This window comes from Bradyrhizobium yuanmingense, from assembly GCF_025200905.1.
In the GTDB taxonomy this organism is placed as follows: domain Bacteria; phylum Pseudomonadota; class Alphaproteobacteria; order Rhizobiales; family Xanthobacteraceae; genus Bradyrhizobium; species Bradyrhizobium yuanmingense.
Map to the genome: position 1 here is coordinate 6,684,662 of NZ_CP104173.1, position 17,941 is coordinate 6,702,602.

12 protein-coding genes are annotated in these 17,941 nt (G+C 65.9%); 7 read left to right on the forward strand and 5 right to left on the reverse strand.

The features are described 5' to 3' along the window. Window positions 1-2: 2 nt before the first annotated feature. Window positions 3-1,106 (reverse strand): glycosyltransferase, encoded by a 1,104-nt coding sequence (locus tag N2605_RS30980; protein WP_036021091.1) that lies wholly within the window; start codon window positions 1,104-1,106, stop codon window positions 3-5. A gap of 250 nt (window positions 1,107-1,356) precedes the next feature. On the opposite strand from N2605_RS30980, the gene N2605_RS30985 reads away from it, so the two are divergent. Continuing rightward, on the forward strand, window positions 1,357-2,343 hold the full coding sequence (locus tag N2605_RS30985) for a glycosyltransferase (protein WP_260344707.1): 987 nt from the start codon (window positions 1,357-1,359) through the stop codon (window positions 2,341-2,343). A gap of 12 nt (window positions 2,344-2,355) precedes the next feature. On the opposite strand, the gene N2605_RS30990 is transcribed toward N2605_RS30985, so the two are convergent. After that, window positions 2,356-3,384, reverse strand: coding sequence for a glycosyltransferase family 2 protein (locus N2605_RS30990; protein ID WP_260344709.1), 1,029 nt, complete (start codon window positions 3,382-3,384; stop codon window positions 2,356-2,358). A 322-nt stretch (window positions 3,385-3,706) separates the two neighbouring features. Between N2605_RS30990 and N2605_RS30995 the strand changes: the two genes are divergently transcribed. The 4 genes from N2605_RS30995 (at window position 3,707) to galE (ending at window position 8,982) form a co-directional block, all read left to right on the forward strand. Next, complete coding sequence (locus tag N2605_RS30995; RefSeq protein ID WP_260344711.1) at window positions 3,707-4,507, forward strand: class I SAM-dependent methyltransferase; 801 nt, start codon at window positions 3,707-3,709, stop codon at window positions 4,505-4,507. Window positions 4,508-4,798: 291 nt separating this feature from the next. Then, the gene (locus N2605_RS31000) at window positions 4,799-7,174 is read left to right on the forward strand and encodes a Wzz/FepE/Etk N-terminal domain-containing protein (RefSeq protein ID WP_260344712.1); all 2,376 of its coding nucleotides are present in this window, start codon (window positions 4,799-4,801) and stop codon (window positions 7,172-7,174) included. Further along, window positions 7,167-7,970: a WecB/TagA/CpsF family glycosyltransferase gene (locus tag N2605_RS31005; RefSeq protein WP_035997366.1), complete on the forward strand. Its 804-nt coding sequence runs from the start codon at window positions 7,167-7,169 to the stop codon at window positions 7,968-7,970. Before N2605_RS31000 ends, N2605_RS31005 begins: the two co-directional genes overlap by 8 nt. Window positions 7,971-7,989: 19 nt before the next feature. After that, window positions 7,990-8,982: a UDP-glucose 4-epimerase GalE gene (gene galE / locus N2605_RS31010; RefSeq protein WP_260344714.1), complete on the forward strand. Its 993-nt coding sequence runs from the start codon at window positions 7,990-7,992 to the stop codon at window positions 8,980-8,982. On the opposite strand, the gene N2605_RS31015 is transcribed toward galE, so the two are convergent. After that, window positions 8,979-9,107 carry a hypothetical protein gene (locus N2605_RS31015; RefSeq protein WP_260344716.1) on the reverse strand — a complete coding sequence of 43 codons (129 nt, stop codon included), beginning with the start codon at window positions 9,105-9,107 and terminating at the stop codon, window positions 8,979-8,981. The genes galE and N2605_RS31015 overlap by 4 nt on opposite strands. 99 nt (window positions 9,108-9,206) lie before the next feature. On the opposite strand from N2605_RS31015, the gene N2605_RS31020 reads away from it, so the two are divergent. Next, complete coding sequence (locus N2605_RS31020) at window positions 9,207-9,548, forward strand: hypothetical protein (protein ID WP_225140894.1); 342 nt, start codon at window positions 9,207-9,209, stop codon at window positions 9,546-9,548. On the opposite strand, the gene N2605_RS31025 is transcribed toward N2605_RS31020, so the two are convergent. Continuing rightward, window positions 9,522-13,628, reverse strand: coding sequence for a bifunctional diguanylate cyclase/phosphodiesterase (locus tag N2605_RS31025; protein ID WP_260344718.1), 4,107 nt, complete (start codon window positions 13,626-13,628; stop codon window positions 9,522-9,524). The two genes, N2605_RS31020 and N2605_RS31025, sit on opposite strands and share 27 nt — an antisense overlap. A 244-nt stretch (window positions 13,629-13,872) precedes the next feature. Then, the gene (locus N2605_RS31030) at window positions 13,873-14,328 is read right to left on the reverse strand and encodes an Lrp/AsnC family transcriptional regulator (RefSeq protein WP_225126576.1); all 456 of its coding nucleotides are present in this window, start codon (window positions 14,326-14,328) and stop codon (window positions 13,873-13,875) included. 152 nt (window positions 14,329-14,480) lie between these two features. Here N2605_RS31030 and N2605_RS31035 point away from each other — a divergent pair, with 152 nt between their 5' ends. Next, window positions 14,481-17,930 (forward strand): indolepyruvate ferredoxin oxidoreductase family protein, encoded by a 3,450-nt coding sequence (locus N2605_RS31035; protein ID WP_260344722.1) that lies wholly within the window; start codon window positions 14,481-14,483, stop codon window positions 17,928-17,930. Window positions 17,931-17,941 lie beyond the last annotated feature (11 nt).

Genomic DNA, 17,941 nt, shown 5'->3' on the forward strand with positions numbered 1-17,941 from the left:
GCTCAAGACATTCGGTAACGCCAGTGAAGCTTGGGGTCGCGGCTCAACCCTTCCGAGGCTTCGTCAACGGGTCTTGCGGAGGTCTGCGACATCGCGGGCTGCCGCATGATGCTCCGCGCGATCTCGTAATATTGCAGCGCCCGTTGCTCCAGCGTGAGATTGTCCAGGATGTAGCCGCGCGGATCGAACGCGCCCGCGGTGCACCCGGCCCAGAAATTGTCCCAGCCCGTCTCGAAGCCGGCGATGTCGGTGAACTTGACCCCGCAGCGTTCGTCCCAGTACGGCACCGACGACACCGGCGCGAACTGCACGCGATGCGGATAATAGTCGGGGTCGCGCCATGGCCCGCCCGGATCCCAGGCAAACACCGGCACGCCGCAGGACAAGGCCTGCTGATAGGCGATGCCCTGGCTCTCGCTTTGGCACAGGAAGATCATCGCGCGCGAACGCGCGAGCGCCGCCTGAAAATCGGCTTCCTTGTAGCTGCCGTAGCGCAGCTCCGTGAACGAGCGGCCTTCCTTAACGAGCCGGGCGCGCACGGGCTCGATCATCTCCGACGTGTAGCGCTCGCGGTCCCAGTGGACCTTGTCGTAGATCAAGACATCGACGGTCTTTTGCGCTCGAGCCGACGGCGCCCAGAGATTCGTGTCGATGCCGACAGGCCAGGCCTCGGTCTCGGGCCAATATGGCCGGTACATATCGACGTACCAGGGACCGGGCACCACGACCTTCTTCACCGGCAGACGCTTGAATAGATCAGGGTCGTCGAGCGGATGATTGTGGACGGCAGCGCCGAGCAGGATCGGGTTCTTCCATAGGAACTTGTCGAGCAGGAACGTGCGCCCGACGATACAGGCAAGCTCGTGGGGATGTTCCGCGATGTAACCGTAATCGTTGACGCGGTAGCGGATGCCGAGCCGGTCGAGCCCCGCACAGAGATTGAGGAACACGCGCAGCTGGCCACTCATGCGCGGCTCGCCGAGCAACAACCGGCGGGCGATGCGACGCAGATGCCTGTCGCCCGGAAACCAGCGGTCATCCTTGTCCTCGTAAAAGAGGTTCAGGATCATCGTATCGGGGGCGTGTTCGAACGTGTTTGCGGGCACGGGATTCCATCCGCGGCAGTCCGATGCGCATTCTCGCACGAGGCAGTCCGCCGCACGCTTCCAAATTTGCCACAGGCTTAATGCCAGCGGCTTAACGTTATTCTACGAAACCGGCGGCACACGGCCCTTCTCGGCAACGGTTCGAGCGGAATGCGAGTATCATGCGCGCACGCCGGACTTGCAGATCGCCAGCATTACCAGCGCGGCACATGGGGTCCTGGTTAACGGATCATTAAAGGCGAGCCGTAGCTTGATCACCGCTGAAGAGGTTCTCGAACTGCCAGCCGCCTCCCGCGCGGCAGCGCCGGCGCGCTTGCCGCTTCAGGTCGGCTCGACCACACCGGTATCGGTCGTCATTCCGGCCAAGAACGTTGCGGCCTATGTCGGCGAAACGCTTGCCAGCGCTCTGGCGCAGCGCGAGGTGACCGAGGTGATCGTCGTGGACGACGGCTCGGACGACGAAACCGTTGCGATCGTCCGCGGCATGCGTGACCCGCGGCTGCACTTGTTCCACAACGATTCCGCGGGCGTATCGGCCGCACGCAATCTCGGCGCAAGACAGGCAAGCGGCGAGTGGTTGCTCTTCCTCGATGCCGACGACCGCCTGCGCCCAGGCGCGGTGGCGGCGCTGCTCGCTGCTGCGCGTGGCGCGCCGCGCGCCGTCCTCGTTTATGGCGATTACAACACGATCGACAGCGAAGGCCGCCAGATCGGCCGGCGCGGCCTCTTGAAGGGGCGCCGGAAGCCGTCCGGAGACGTGCTGACGCGGCTCGCCGCCGGCAATTTCATCGTCAATGGCGGCATCGCGCTCGCACGCGCGGAAGCTTTCCGCGCCATCGGCGGCTTCGATACGTCCCTCAAATATTGCGAGGACTGGCATTGCTGGTGCCGCCTCGCTGCGATCGGGGAGTTCGCGTTCGCGCCAGAGCTGCTGCTCGATTATCGTCTTCACACCGCCAACACCATGAACGCCGCGGTCCGGACGCCGAAGGACTTCCTCCCGGCCGTCGCGCGGGTGTTCGATGACGGATTGATCCTGGCGCGACTGCCCGAGCGCATGACCGCCGGGCTGCGCCTCGCCGCCGAGATTCATCTCGTCACCTATTCGGCGATGCAGGCGGTCCGCTTCGGCAGGTATCGCCAGGCGTTCGCTTATCTCGCGATGATCGGCCGGCAGTCGCTCAAATCGCTGCCACGCTCGGCAATCCGGGTCGCCCTCGCCCGTTTCGGTATCTAGTCCGCCGCCGCGTCAGGACGCGATCTTCGAGGCCTCGTAAGGCTTCGGCTCGAGGCCGAGGGCCGCCAGGGCGGCGCCAAACGCAACCATCACGGGATGCATCGCGACGACGGCTTTCGACGACGGCAACAAGGTGGCGGCGCGAAGCAGCGACAGCGGCATGCGGCCCAGCATCTGCGCAAACACCCGCGCCCGCGCTGCTGCGCTCGGGGCGGCTTTGTACTGCACACGATAATTGATCGCGCCGATGCGCAAGCCGCGCTTTGCGATCCAGCCGAGGCTGGTGCGGCTACGCGGCACGGTCTCGGTGATGACGGCCTCCGCCGTCCAGTGGAACAGCATGCCGGCGTCACGGCACCGCACGAAGAAATCACAATCGCCGCCGCCAAGAAAATTGAAGCGCAGGTCGAACGCGGGACGGTCGAACCGCTCGAAGACGGCACGCGTGATCAGGCAATTGCCGCAGCCGTAGATCAGCGGCACCGCACCGCTGTAGTCGTAGGCGGGACAGAAGGCGGGATGACGCGAAAGCCAGGGCTTGCTGTCGTCGTCGAAGACCGGCAGCACCGGCCCGCCGACCACTTCGGCGCCGGTCGCCTCCGCGGTGCGGACCATCAGCTCGAGCCAGTCGCTTGATGCGATCTCGTCGTCGTCGATCATCAGGAAACGGGTGGCGGCGGGAAACAGCTGCTGCGCCGTCTCGAAGGCAGCATTGATCGCCTGGCAGTTCCCCTGCCGCTTCTCGATGAGGCAGACGCCCTGGAGCCTTCCAGCGGCCAGAAACTCCGCGGCAACCGGCGCGCTTTCGCGCCGCACCGCATCGTTCTCGACCATGACGACGGCAAAGGAACGCGGAGTGCGCTGGTTCGCGAGCGACTCCAGCGTGAGGCGCAGGTGTTGCGGACGACGGAAGCAGGGAACACAGACGACGATGCCGACCGACAGGTCGATGACGCGAGAGCTCGCCACGATCTCCCGGTTGGGATCGCGCACGGCATCCGCGATCCGGGCCGCAGACAGGTCTGTCGGGATCAATGTCATGAGGTCTAGATGTCCGAGATGTATTGAAGAATCCCTGCTTCGATCGCGCGTCCCACGACGGCACATCGCCGCGGGACAGATGCGTCTCAAAATGAACGGCTGCCGCGCGGTACATAGCCACCAAGTTCGCCGCGCGTCATGCTGCAATTGGCGGTCCATGCGCCGACAACGCTCCAACATGAACAATACCGTAGTTAATGCGCGTGCGCATTAACCGGGCCGTAAGCACTGCGACCGGTGAGACGGTGCGGCATCGGATTTGCTCTTCGGGCAGGCGCATTTTTTCCTGTAAATTTGAATAGAACAAGCGCGGTCAGAATCCATGAACAAGCCAGCCACCATCGATTTCGCGACAGCCACGGCGATCCAAATCCCCGCGGCTGCACCATATGCCGAGGCGCTCCATGATCTCGTCCCCGGCGAAGCCCGCGACAGCCTGCTCGCAGTCCACGACGTGCTGTGCCGCGAGCTGCCGCAGGGCCGGCTCGCGATCTATGAGGCGGGCGGCGGCTCGTGCAGCGTTCTGCCACCGGACCTGCTCAGCCGCAGCAAGGTCACGGTCGTCGACATCGACGAGGACCAGGTCCGCAACAACACCTACGCCGACGAGGCGATCCTCGGCGATGTCCAGACCTACAGCTTCAATCGCGAGACCTTCGATCTCGTGATCTGCTACAACGTGATCGAGCACTTGCCCCATGTCGACGCCGCGCTCTTGAACTTCCGCGATGCGCTGAGGCGCGGCGGGATGATCCTGATCGGCGCACCGAATCCGCGCTCGCTCTCCGGGGTCGTCACCAAATATTCGCCGCACTGGTTTCACGTCTGGTTCTACCGGCACATCCGCGGCATCAAGGACGCCGGCCTGCCGGGCGAGCCGCCGTTCCCGACGTTCTTCCATCCGCTGGTGACGCTGCCCCGGCTGGAAGCATTCGCGGCCGCCAACGGCCTCGAGATGATCTATCGTCGTGAGGTCGAGAGTCCGCGCTATCCCGAGATGCGCCGGCGCAAGCCGCTGGTTGCGGCCCTGGTCGACGCCGGCGCCGCGGTGCTCAATGCCGTGCTGCCGCGCGGCACCGACGTCCGCCGCGGCGACTATCACGTCATCCTTCGGAGGATCTGACGGCGATGGCACGTGCGCGGCCCATCAACGGAAAAACGACGGCTCGCAGCCATGCTGCGCGCGGTAACGAACCGTTAATTCCTGGAAGCGGCGGGTATCGCGGGCGTCATAGGGACGCGCCAAGGGATGGCATGCGCTTAAACGCTTTGTTTGCCATTTCGGTGAATAGTCCCTCAATGAGTATGGTTAATTTTCCCTGTTGCGTTGATTGGGCACCTATATCCCGGGTGCGTGGCGTAAAGCGAAGAGTAACCCCTCAGCCCGCGGCACTTGGAATGAAAGCTGGGGATCATGCTTGATTATAGCCAGCCGATCGATCGAGCCAGACCGGAGGCCGCGCAACGGAAGCCTCAGGCCGGCTTCAACGTGCTGGAGCTCGCCAATCTGCTCTGGCGGCGGAAGGTCGCGATCGCCGCGGCCGCCCTGCTCGGTGCGGCGCTTGCCGTCACGATCGGCAAGAGCGTGACGCCCCGCTACACCGCCACCGCTCAGCTCTATGTCGACCCGCGCGAGCTTCAGCTCGTCGACCGCGAGCTCACGCCCCGGGCCCAGGACGTCACCGGCATGGCCATGGTGGTGGAGAGCCAGGCGCGCCTGATCACCTCCAACAGCGTGCTGCTCCAGGTGATCCAGCAGGCCGGCCTCGACAAGGATCCGGAATTCGGAGGCGGCGAGGCTGGGAGCCTGATGTCGTCGCTGCTCGGCCTGATCGGCCTGCAACCGCGCGCGCCCTCCGCTGCGGAGAAGAGGGAAGTGGAGCTCGCGGCGCTCGATGCGTTGAACAAGCACATCGCGATCCGCAAAACCGAGAAGAGCTTCATCGTCGACATCGAGGTCTGGTCGACGGATCCCGCCAAGGCGGCGATGCTCGCCAACACGCTGACCAATGCCTATCTCGCCGAGTCCCGCAAGTCGCAGGCTTCGGCGGCACGGCGCGCCACCAACGATCTCTCCAGCCGTCTGAAGGAGCTGCGCGACCGGCTGCGTAACGCCGAGACCGCGCTGGCGACCTACAAGGCCCAGAACAATTTCGTCGGCACCCAGGATGCGCTGATCAGCGATCAGCAGCTCTCCGCCAGCAACCAGCGGCTTTCCGCGGCCCGCGCGGCGACGATGGACGCGCAGGCGCGGCTCGACCAGATCGAGGCGAGCCGCCGCACCGCTGCCGATGCCGGCGCGATTCCGGAGGCGCTGCAATCGCCGACCATTGCGAATTTGCGCGCGCAATATGCCGACGCCCGGAAGAAATATGCGGAGCAGGCCGGTGAGCTCGGTCCGCGCCATCCGGCGCTGCGCCAGACCGAGAAGCAGGTCGAGGACCTCAAGCGCACCATCAACGAGGAGATCGACCGCTTCGCCCAGTCCGCCAAGAACGATCTGACGCGCGCCCGCGACTTCGAGGCCTCGCTCAACCGCGCGCTGGAAGCGCAGAAGCGGCAGAGCGTCCAGCTCAGCCAGGCCGCCGTGCGCCTGCGCGAGCTCGAGCGCGAAGCCGATGCCAGCCGCGACGTCTATCAGTCCTTTCTCAAGCGCTCCCGCGAGACCGAGGAGCAGGAGAGCCTGAACACCTCGGCCGCCCGCGTCATCGGCGAGGCGACGGTGCCGCAGCGGCGCTCGTTCCCGCCAGCCATGAGCCTGTTCGCCGTGATCGGCTTCATCTTCGGGGCGATCGCGGCGTCGAGCTGGTTCGTCGTGGCAGATTTGCTTTTCGCCGGTGCAGCCGCGCCCGCGACGCCGACACCCGCCCGGCGTGAGCGCTCGCCAGCGCCGCAGGCGTCCCGAGCACCGGAGCTCCCGCGCGCTGCAGAGGTTGCTCAGCCGCGCCAGGCCCCGCGCGCTCCTGAAGCTGCGCCGTCGATGCCGGAGCTCGCCGCGCCCCCGCTGCAGCCTTCGATGGTCGAGCAGCCAATGATCGAGAAGCCGCTGATCGCACGCTTCCAGGAGGCCGACGTCATCCATACGCTCGGCGCCATACTTCCCACCGGCGGCGGCGTCGATCTCACGCGGCTGGGTTGGCCGACGCTGCGCCCCGGCTTTCCCATGACGAGCTTGCTCAACGCCTGGCGCGACATGCGCGCCGCGGTAACGCGGCGCGCCGGCGGCAAGGCGATCCCGGTCGTCGCGCTCGTCGGCACCGGCAAGACCAGCGGCCGCAGCGTGGCCGCGCTGAACTTCGCGCTGGCGGCCGCACGCGACGGCGCCCGCGTGCTGATGATCGATGCCGACCATCAGGCGCGCTCGCTCACGAACAGGGTCATCCGTCCCGGCAAGAGCGAGCCGAGCAGGCTCGGCTGGCTCTCGATCGGCAGCAAGGACGCGCGCGAGATCAAGACGGTCAACGGCATCTCGGTGTTGCCGGCCGCCGACGGCGACGCCGGCAAAGCCGCCGATGCCATCCACAAGGCGATTGTGCAGGCCCATTCCGCGGGCGGCTATGATCTCGTGATCCTCGACGGCCCGGCCATTCCGCTCGCGGCCGGCGGCCGCAAGCTGCTCGAGGACATCGACTCGCTGGTGGCTGTGCTGCCGACCAGCTTCGACGTCAACGATAGCCTGGAAGAGATCCTGGCCGCGCTCGGCCCGGCCGAGCGCAAGCTCGTCGGCGTCGTGCTCGACGAGCTCACCCCTGCAATGCAAACGCGCCAGCGAGGCAGACAATATGCTTGAGCGCCGCGTCAACCTCGACGGACGGGCAGCAACTGCCGAGGTGCCGAGAATCACCGTCGGCGGACTTCGCATGGCCGCGATCGACCTGGAAGAGACCGCCGATTTCATGATCGAGGCGACGAATCCCGACCATCGCATCGGCCGTCCGCTGTTCCTGACCTCGGCCAATGGCGAGGTGCTGGCGCGCTGCTCGACCGAGCCGCAGACCGAGCAGCTGTTCCGTGCCGCCGATTTGATCAACGCCGACGGACAGCCGCTGGTCGCCGCTTCAAAGCTGCAATCCTGGTTCCCGCTGCCGGAGCGCGTCGCAACCACAGACCTGTTCCACGTCGTCGCGCGCAAGGCCGAAGCCGCCGGCCGCACCTTCTACATGTTCGGCGCAAGCGAGGCCGAGAACGCCGCGGCGGTCGCGAACGTCCAGAAAATGTATCCACATCTCAAGATCGTCGGGCACAGCCACGGCTATCTGCGCGGCGAGGCGCTGCGTGCCAAGGTCGAGGAGATCAACGCCCTGGCACCGGACTATCTGTGGGTCGCGCTCGGTGTGCCCAACGAACAGGCATTCGTGAAGGAATTCACGCCGCATCTGACCAATGTTGGCGTCATCAAGACATCCGGCGGATTGTTCAACTTCTTGTCAGGCAGTCGTTCCCGCGCGCCGCAATGGATGCAGAAGATCGGGCTCGAATGGGCCTGGCGCACCTTGCTCGAGCCGCGCCGTCTGCTCTGGCGTTATTTGACCACCAACCCCCGCGCGCTCTATCTTCTCTTCAGCCGCAACCGGCCCCTCCGTTAAGAGAAGAGCAGAATACGACATGACCGACCGACCGACCGTCCTCGTCACCGGGGGCGCTGGCTATATTGGCTCGCATGCCTGCCGTGCATTGTCCGCCGCCGGCTATCAGCCCGTCGTTTATGACAATCTCTCGACAGGTCATCGCAGCTTCGTATCGGGCCCGCTGGTGACGGGCGATCTGCTCGACGGCGCGGCGCTGGCGCGCGCCTTCGCCGACCACAAGATCGCGGCGGTGATGCATTTCGCGGCGGCGAGCCTCGTCGGGGAATCCATGTCCGACCCGCAGAAATATTACATCAACAACGTGCAGGGCACGCTGACGCTGCTGCAGGCGATGCGCAACGCGGGCTGCCATCGCATCGTGTTCTCCTCGACCGGCGCCGTCTACGGTAACGCCGATTCCAAGGCGCTGCCGGAAGACTTTCCTTGCGCGCCGATCAATCCTTACGGCGCGTCGAAATTGATGATCGAGCGCATGCTCGCCGACTACCGCACGGCCTATGGCTTCGGCGCGTTCTGCCTGCGCTATTTCAACGCCAGCGGCGCCGATCCGGCCGGCGGCATCGGCGAGCTGCGCGACAACGAAACCCACCTCATTCCCCGCGCGATGATGGCGCTTCAGGGCCATGTCGAGTTCGCGGTGTTCGGCGACGATTACGACACGCCCGACGGCACCGCGATCCGCGACTACATCCATGTCACGGACCTTGCGGCGGCGCATGTGGCGGCCTTGAGGCTCTTGGAGCAAGGCCATGCCGGCGGCAGCTTCAATCTCGGCACCGGCTCCGGCTTTTCCGTGCGCGAGATCCTCGACGCCATCAGGCAGGAGACCGGGCGCGAGGTGCCGCACACGATCAAGCCGCGCCGCGCCGGCGATCCCACCTTTCTGGTCGCCGATCCCTCTGCTGCAAGAACCGTGCTGAACTTCGTGCCGCGTCACTCCGACCTGCCGACGATCGTCCGCACGGCCTGGGCCTGGCATCAGAAGGCGCATCCGTTCAGGCCGCGTTAGGCAATCGCGGCTCCAATCGCTTGCTTGCCGTGCCCTGCAGCGGCTAGAATGAACCATCGCGGCTGCGCCGGCACATTGCCGGCAGCCGCACGTTCCGCATTGCCGACGACGACGTCGGCCTGCATGGTTCGGCTCGCTTGCACGAGCCGATTTTTCCGAACGACGTGACGATCAAGTCAGCGTGTCGACCCGTCGTCGGACGCGATTCTGGGAGCATCGACCACATGCATCAGGCTGTCCGCCTGGAATTCGAGCGCGTGATGGAGGAGTTCGTCCGCTGGCATGTGGTGCCGCAGGACGAGCGTTCGCCCGCGCCCGCCTGGTGGTGGGGGCCCGCGATGGCCGTGGTCGACGACCAGGAGCCGATGAGCGCAACAAGCTGCTGCGCGTTGAACGTGAGCGAAGGGACGAGCTTCGCCGAGGGCGCGCGCGCCATTCTCGCGCTGTTCACCGAGCAGACGTCACTGACCGGTCCCCAGGACTTTCCGAGCAAGACCGAGGGGGAAGAGCACGAGGTGCGCGAGCTGCACCCGCAGCCGTCAGACGACGGCGCGTTTCAGCCCTGAGGCTGCGTCTTCGCCGGCCGCTTCCGGCTGGAGCGGCGGCGCGACGGGCAGCGCCATGGGCCGCAGCAGCTCGCCCATCTGCCGCGCCGGCAGCGGCTTGGAGATCAGGAAGCCCTGCATCTCGTCGCAGCCATGGGCGCGCAGGAACGCCTCCTGCTCGGCATTCTCGACGCCTTCGGCGACGACGGTCATGCCGAGGGCCTTGCCCATGCTGATGATCGCCTGCGCGATGGCCTGATCCTCCGAATCCTGCGGCAGGTCGCGCACGAAGGAGCGGTCGATCTTGATCGTGTCGATCGGGAAGTGCTTCATCAGCGACATCGACGAATAGCCGGTGCCGAAATCGTCGATGGCGAGACGGATGCCGCGGCTCTGGATGGAGTCGAGCACCTTGAGCGCGCGGCCGACATTGCGCATCATCATGCTCTCGGTGACCTCGAGCTGGAGCAGCACCGGCGACATGCCGGAGGCCGCCAGCGCCTCGTCGACGTCCTGCAACAGATGCTCGTCGGCAAACTGCCGCGGCGACAGGTTGACCGCCATCGACAGCGGCAGCAGGCCGCGGCGCTGCCAGGCCATGGCCTGCGCGCAGGCCTCTTCCAGCACCCAGCGGCCGATCGGCACGATCAGCCCGGTTTCCTCCGCAAGCGGAATGAACTGTGCCGGCGAGACGTTGCCGAGATCAGGATGCGCCCAGCGCAGTAGCGCCTCGACGCCCGTGATCTGACCCGTCGCCATGTCCACCTTGGGCTGGTAGTTGAGCGAGAACTGCTCGCGCTCCAGCGCGCGGCGCAGCGCGCTCTCCAGCGACAGCCGCTCGATCGACTGCGTCTTCACCTCGTTGGAGAAGAAGCGATAGCCGTTCTTGCCGTCCTCCTTGGCGAGATACATCGCCATGTCGGCGTTCTTGGTCAGCGTCTGGGCGTCGGAGCCGTTGGCCGGATACATCGCGATGCCGATCGAGGCGGTGGAATGGCACTCGTGGCCGGCCAGCTGCATGGGCTCGGCGAGCGCGGCGAGCAGCCCGGTGGCGATGCGCTGGACGTCCTCGATCTCGCCGCACTGGTCGAGGATCACTACGAACTCGTCGCCGCCGAGCCGCGCGACCACGTCGCTCGCCCGCAGGGCGCCGCGCAGACGGTTCGCCACCTCGAGCAGGAGCAGGTCGCCCGCCTCGTGACCCAGCGAATCGTTGATGACCTTGAAGCGGTCGAGGTCGATGAACAGCACCGCAAAGCGGTGATCGTGGCGTTGCGCCGCATCGATCGCCTCGCGCAGCAGGGCGTTGAAGGTCTCGCGGTTCGGCAGATCGGTCAGGCTGTCGTGCGAGGCGAGGTATTCGATGCGCTCGTCGGCCTTGTTCTTCTCGTCGGCGCGATCGAAATTCTCCATCGCGAAGGAGACGTTGTCGGCGAGGCGCTGCAGCAGGTCGACGAATTCGGGCGTGAAGGTCGCCGGTTCGGTGGACATGTAGATCATGACGCCGACCGCGTGGTCATGCGCGATCAGCGGAAACGCGGCCCCCGACCGCGCGCCGTCGCCGCGCACGATGGCGTGGAAGGCGCTCACGCGGTCGTCGTTGAGATAGTCGTTGCTGATGCAGGGCTGGCGCGTGCGGAACGCCGTGCCGCTCATCCCACGTCCTTCGGGCCGCTCCGGATCGACGGAGAGCCGCACATTACGGGTGGTGTCGGCGGACGGGCCCGCGCTCGCTACGATTTCCAGCCGATCACTGCCGGCCCTTGCCAGCGCGATCGTGGTCGAGGTGAACTTGGCGCCGTTCGACGCCGCAAGGCAGACGAGGTCGAACAGCTCGGCCCGCGACTTCGCGCGCATGATCGCCTCGTTGGTCGCGCTCAGGGCCGCGAACATGCGCGTCAGGCGCTCCTTCTGCGCTTCGGTGCGGGCCTTCTCCTCGGCGCGCTCGAAATTGTCGAGTGCGAAGGAGACGTTCTCCGCGAGCCGCCCGAGCAGTTCGACCAGATCGGGCGTGAACGTATTCTCTTCCGGTGCGAGGAAGAGCAGAATGCCGACCGGTTCCCGTCCCGCTCTCAGAAGCGGGAAGCTCGCCGCAGCCCGCGTTCCATCCTCGATGGCCTGCGCGCGCCAATATGCGGAGCGCGGCTCGTTCAGATAATCGTTCATCACACTGGGCCGGCACGTCCGCAGCGAAGTGCCGATGATGCCCTGGCCTTCGGGATGATCGGCGGAAATGATGCAGGTACGCCCGCTCATGCGCTCCTGCAAGCGTCCCTTGACGGCAACGACGCGGACGAGCTCGCGTGCCTCGTCGATGATGCCGATCGTCGCCGAGGCGAACAGGTCGCCGAGCACGGCCGCCTGACAGGCCGCCTCGAACAACTCCTCGCGCGTCTTGGCGCGCATGATGGCTTCATTGGTCGCGCTCAGCGCCTCGAACATTCCGCTCAGACGATTGCGCTGCTTGTCCGCCCGCGCCTTCTCGTCGGCGCGGTCGAAACTTTCGAGCGCGAAGGCGACGTTGGCCTGAAGCTTGCGCAGCAGCTCGACGAGCTCCGGCGTGAAGGTGCCGCGCTCCGGGGAGTTGAACAGAAAGACGCCCTCGACCCGGTCGCCGTTGAACAGCGGCAAGGCCGCAGAGGATGCGATGCCGGTGCGGCGGGCGCTGGCCTGCCAGGGCGCAATGCGGTCGTCGGCGAGCACGTCGTTGCTGACGGCGGGCTGGCGCGTGCGAAACGCGGTGCCGGTCAAGCCGCGCCCTTCGGGCACCTGGTCGGAGGTGGAGAACGTGAAGCTGCGAACCTGATCCGCATTCGGGCCGTAGCAGGCGACGACGCGCAGCAGCCCGGTCCGATCGTCGACCAGCGCGACGGTGGCTGAGGTGAACTTTGCTCCCGTTGCGGTCGCCTCGCAGACGAGGTCGAACAGCTCAGCCCGCGACCGTGCCCGCAGGATCGCCTCGTTGGTGGCGCTGAGCGCTGCATACATGCGCGCCAGGCACTCTTCTTCGGCGGAGATCCGGGCTTTCTCGGCCTCGCGGCCGAAATTCTCGATCGCGAAGGAGACGTTCTCGGCCATGCGCAGCAGCAGCGCGACGATCTCCTCGTCTTTGGCCCAGGACCGGCTGATGAAGAACAGCAGCACGCCGACGCTCTCGCCGTGCCTGATCAACGGCGCGACCACGCAGCCGGCGACGCCGGTGTTGACGTTGGCCTGCTCCCACGGCGTGCCCCTGGTGCGGCTGGCGAGATCGTCCTCGACAATGGCCTTCTGCGTCCGGAACACCTCGCCCGAGATACCCTTGCCGTAAGGATTGTCCGGATCGACCGAATAGCGTGCCTGGGTGACGAGATCGAGGTTCTGCCCGGTGGCGGCGACAGGCTTCATCCAGTGCGAGTCCGGCTCGCGAAGCAGCACGATGGTCGCCAGCGACTTGCCGCTGTGGACCGAAGCGTCGCACACGAGCTGGTATAGCTCCCGCTCGGTCTTGGCGCGCAGGATGGCTTCGTTGGTGGCGCTGATGGCGCCGAACATGCGGTTGAGCCGCCGCGTCGCCCGCTCGCTGGTCTGCCGCGCGGTCTCACGGGCGAAATTGTCCAGCGCGTAGGAAATGTTCGCCGACATGCGCTCGAACAGTGACACCATCTGCTCGTTCAGCGAGTTGGCCTCGCTCCGCGTCACATACAATACGCCGACGCTCTTGCCATTGCAGAGCAGCGGCAGCGCCGCGGCCGCACCGATATGCGCCTTGGCGGCGCCTTCGCGCCACGCCAGCGAGCGCGGATCGTTCAGATAGTCGTTGCTGACGCACAGCTTCTGATCGCGAAACGCCTCGCCGCCGACGCCGGCTCCTTCTGGCGTGCCGGCTTCCGTCGTGATCACGATCGAGCGGAGCCGCGCAACGTCATCGCCACAACCGGCCGCGTAGCGCAGCCTTCGGCCGTCCGGCTCGACCAGGAAAACGGCAACGGCCAGAAAATCCCCGCTCGAAAACCCGGCGTCGCAGACCTTCTGGTACAGCTCCTCCGGCGATCTCGCGTACAGGATCGCTTCATTGATGGCGCTCAACGCCGCAAAGGTGCGCGCGAGTGTCGTCGGCACGATCTCAGCTCCCAGGCATTTCTGCCTATTTATCCCGGGACCTTTATGCGCGGCGATCGCCTAAGTGGTCGTTATTGCGCGGCGCAAACCGTCGATCAAAGTGAACGAGCTGCGAACGAGCGCGACAAAACTGACCGGAATACCGCTGCGACGCCGAACCGCCTACGAATGGCATGTTCAGTTACCACTTTGCAGCCTGTGTTGGTTTACGGGAGGTTGATATCGCGGTGCCGTAGCACCTCCTTCAAAACGGCAGCGCCACGCTGGTCTTGATCTCCTTCAGCACCACGTTGCTGCGGACGTAGCGGATGCCGGGGATGCGGAACATGAACTCGTCGAGGAAGCGGTTGTAGGCCGCCATGTCCTGCACGACGACGCGCAAATGATAATCGGCGTCCCCGGTGGTCGCAAAACACTCCAGCACCTCGCGGCGCTTGGTGACCCTCGCCACGAATTCATCGACGAACTTCGCATCGTGCCGCTCCAGCGAGACGTGGAGGATGGCGGACATCGCAAAGCCCGCCTGCTCGCGCGCGACCAGCGCCGCATAGCCCTGGATGACGCCGCTCTCCTCCAGCGCGCGCACCCGCCGCCAGCAGGCCGAGGTGGACATGCCGACCCCGTCGGCGAGTTGCTGGTTGGTGGCGCGGCCATCTCGCTGGAGATGGGCGAGAATGCGGGTGTCCTGCTCTTCGATCATGGGAGGCTCCAATTCGAGCAGGTCTACCAGATTGGGCGCCTGCATGCAAAATTCTACCGGATTTCCATAACAGAAGGGATAAATAGGTAAGACCTACCAGCGGCCCGGGCATAACCTTCCAGCACTGGGCAGGATGCCGCGCGAGGTCCGCCATGGACGCCATTCCGTCAATCGACACGTACGAGCTCTCCGATCGCTATGAGCGCGAGGAGGGCCGCGTCTTCCTCACGGGCACGCAGGCCATCGTCCGCATCGCGCTCGACCAGGCGCGACGAGACCGTGCGGCCGGGCTCAACACCGCCGGCTTCATCTCCGGCTATCGCGGCTCGCCGCTCGGTGGCATCGATCTCGAGCTCTGGCGCATCCAGCAGCGGCTCAAGCGGGATCACATCGAATTCCTTCCCGCCGTGAACGAGGACCTCGCGGCGACAGCTGTACTCGGCTCGCAACAGGTCGAGACGCAAGGCGACCGCGAGGTCGATGGCGTGTTCGGGCTCTGGTACGGCAAGGGCCCGGGCGTCGATCGGTCCGGCGATGCGCTCAAGCACGGCAACGCTTATGGCTCCTCGCCGCATGGCGGCGTGCTGGTGGTCGCCGGCGACGACCATGGCTGCGTCTCCTCCTCGATGCCGCACCAGTCCGACGTCGCCTTCATGAGCTGGTTCATGCCGACGCTGCACCCCTCGGACGTCGGCGAATATCTGGCGTTCGGCGAATATGGCTACGCGCTGAGCCGCTTCTCCGGCATGTGGGTCGGCTTCAAGGCGATCTCCGAGATCGTGGAATCGGGCGCCTCCGTCGCGCTCCGCCCGCCGCGCCTCTTCCGCACGCCAGACTTCACGCCGCCGCCGGGCGGCCTGCACTATCGCTGGCCCGATTTGCCGGGCCCGCAGATCGAGGAACGGCTGGAAGCGAAGAAGCACGCGGTCTACGCCTTTGCCAAGGCCAACCCGATCGACCGGCACATCTACGATATCCCCAGCGCCACCTACGGCATCGTCACCACCGGCAAGGCGCATCTCGACCTGATGGAAGCCCTGCGGCTGATGGGCCTCGATGAAGCCGCCTGCCGCCGCCTCGGCATCGACGTCTACAAGGTCGGGATGGTTTGGCCGCTGGCGCTGCACGACGCGATGGAGTTCGTGAGAGGCAAGCGCGAGATCCTGGTGGTCGAGGAGAAGCGCGGCATCATCGAGAGCCAGTTCAAGGAGTATTTTTACGACTATCCCGGCAGCAAGCCCGAGCGCATGGTCGGCAAGCACGACGAAACCGGCGCACGGCTGATCTCCTGGATCGGCGAATTGTCGCCTCGCGCGCTCGCGAACGTGCTCGCGCGCCGGCTCGATCCGATGTTTCCGGGTCTCAATCTCGCCGCGCGCGCGGCCGCCCTGATGCCGGAGGCCGCGCGCACGATCAATGTCAGCGGCGCGACGCGCACGCCCTATTTCTGCTCGGGATGTCCGCACAACACCTCGACCAAAGTGCCGGAAGGATCGAAGGCGCTCGCCGGCATCGGCTGTCACTTCATGGCGAGCTGGATGGACCGCGAGACTTCCTCACTGATCCAAATGGGCGGCGAGGGCGTGAACTGGGCTGCTTCATCGCGATTCACCGGCCGCAGGCACGTGTTCCAGAATCTCGGCGAAGGCACCTACTACCATTCCGGCTCGATGGCGATCCGGCAGGCGATCGCGGCCAAGGCCAACATCACCTATAAGGTCCTGTTCAACGACGCGGTCGCCATGACCGGCGGCCAGCCGGTCGACGGGCCCGTCAGCGTTCATGCCATCGCCCACAGCGTCCGCGCCGAGGGTGTCGAGCGCATCGCCCTGGTGTCGGACGATCCCGCGCAATTCAGGCCGGCCGACCTGCCATCCGGCGTGACCATCCATCCGCGTGAGGAGATGGATGCCGTGCAGCGCGAGCTGCGCGAGGTTCCCGGCGTCTCGGTGCTGATCTACCAGCAGACCTGCGCCACCGAGAAGCGGCGCCGGCGCAAGCGCGGGCAGATGGCCGATCCCAAGCGCTTCGCCTACATCAACGACCTCGTCTGCGAAGGCTGCGGCGACTGCTCGGTCGAATCCAACTGCCTCAGCGTCGAGCCGAAGGAGACGCCGTTCGGCCGCAAGCGGCAGATCAATCTGTCGGCCTGCAACAAGGATTTTTCCTGCCTCAACGGCTTCTGCCCGAGCTTTGTCACGGTCGAAGGCGCGACGCGGCGGAAGAAGAGCGCGAGCCATATCGACGCGGCCGACCGCGCCGCCACACTACCCCTGCCCGCGCCCGCAACGCTCGAGCGGCCCTACGATCTCTTGGTGACCGGCGTCGGCGGCACCGGCGTGATCACCGTCGGCGCGCTGATCGGCATGGCCGCGCATCTGGAACGCCGCGGCGTTTCGGTGCTCGACTTCACCGGCTTTGCGCAGAAATTCGGGCCTGTGCTGAGCTACATTCGCCTGGCCGCGAGCCCCGAGGCGCTGCACCAGGTCCGCATCGACCAGGGCGCGGCCGATGCGCTGATCGGCTGCGACCTCGTCGTCAGCTCCTCGCCCAAGGCATCAGGCACATATCGCCGCGGCACCCGTGCCGCCGTCAACACCGCGGAAATGCCGACCGGCGACGTGGTCCGCTTCCGCGACGCCGATCTCGCTGCGCCAAGCCGCCTGCGCGCAATCGGTCAGGTCATCGGCGAGCACAATCTCGACAGGTTCAATGCCAATGCGCTGGCCGAGCGCCTGCTCGGCGATGCCGTCTACGCCAACATCATCATGCTGGGCTTTGCCTGGCAGCGCGGTCTCGTCCCTGTTTCGCTGCAGGCGCTGCTTCGCGCGATCGAGCTCAACGGCGTCGCGGTCGAGCGCAACAAGCAGGCCTTTGCCTGGGGCCGGATCGCCGCTGCCGATCCGGATTTTCTGCCGACCTCGGACAAGGCACCTGAAGCCGAGACGCTCGACCAGATCATTGCCCGGCGCGCCGAGTTCCTCACGACCTATCAGGACGACGCCTACGCGGCGCGCTACCGGGCGATGGTCGGAAAGGTCCGCAATGCCGAGGCCAAGCTGAACAGTGAGGCGCTGACGGAGGCGGTCGCTCGCGGCCTGTTCAAGCTGATGGCCTACAAGGACGAGTACGAGGTGGCGCGGCTCCACATGCGAAGCGGCTTTCTCGACGAGCTGAAGCGTGAATTCGAGGACGGCTTCAGCATCCAGTACCACCTCGCCCCGCCGTTCCTGAAGTCGCGGCGCGATGCACGGGGACGTCCGCGCAAACGCGCCTTCGGCCAGTGGATTCAGGTGCCTCTGGCCATGCTCGCGCGCTTGAAAGCACTGCGCGGAACGCCTTTCGATCCGTTCGGCTACACCGCGGAACGGCGCGCAGAGCGTGAACTGATCGCCTGGTATGAAGGCCTGATCGAGCGGATGCTGGGCGAGCTCGATGCGGCGCATCTGCCAAATCTCGTGGCGATCGCCAAAGGCCCGATGGATATCCGCGGCTATGGCCCGGTGAAGGACATCGCGGTTGTGCAGGTGAAGGCCGACGTCGAGCGGCTGCTCGCCGAACTGGACACGCCATCGCCGGCAAGGATGCACGCCACCGGTTGACGCGGCGCCGC

What these genes read in the sequence shown, in the direction of transcription:
- N2605_RS30990 (WP_260344709.1), bottom strand. Translation starts at nt 3,384, where the DNA reads ATGACATTGATCCCGACAGACCTGTCTGCGGCCCGGATCGCGGATGCC.
- N2605_RS30995 (WP_260344711.1), top strand. Translation starts at nt 3,707, where the DNA reads ATGAACAAGCCAGCCACCATCGATTTCGCGACAGCCACGGCGATCCAA.
- N2605_RS31000 (WP_260344712.1), top strand. Translation starts at nt 4,799, where the DNA reads ATGCTTGATTATAGCCAGCCGATCGATCGAGCCAGACCGGAGGCCGCG.
- N2605_RS31005 (WP_035997366.1), top strand. Translation starts at nt 7,167, where the DNA reads ATGCTTGAGCGCCGCGTCAACCTCGACGGACGGGCAGCAACTGCCGAG.
- galE (WP_260344714.1), top strand. Translation starts at nt 7,990, where the DNA reads ATGACCGACCGACCGACCGTCCTCGTCACCGGGGGCGCTGGCTATATT.
- N2605_RS31015 (WP_260344716.1), bottom strand. Translation starts at nt 9,107, where the DNA reads ATGCAGGCCGACGTCGTCGTCGGCAATGCGGAACGTGCGGCTGCCGGC.
- N2605_RS31020 (WP_225140894.1), top strand. Translation starts at nt 9,207, where the DNA reads ATGCATCAGGCTGTCCGCCTGGAATTCGAGCGCGTGATGGAGGAGTTC.
- N2605_RS31030 (WP_225126576.1), bottom strand. Translation starts at nt 14,328, where the DNA reads ATGATCGAAGAGCAGGACACCCGCATTCTCGCCCATCTCCAGCGAGAT.
- N2605_RS31035 (WP_260344722.1), top strand. Translation starts at nt 14,481, where the DNA reads ATGGACGCCATTCCGTCAATCGACACGTACGAGCTCTCCGATCGCTAT.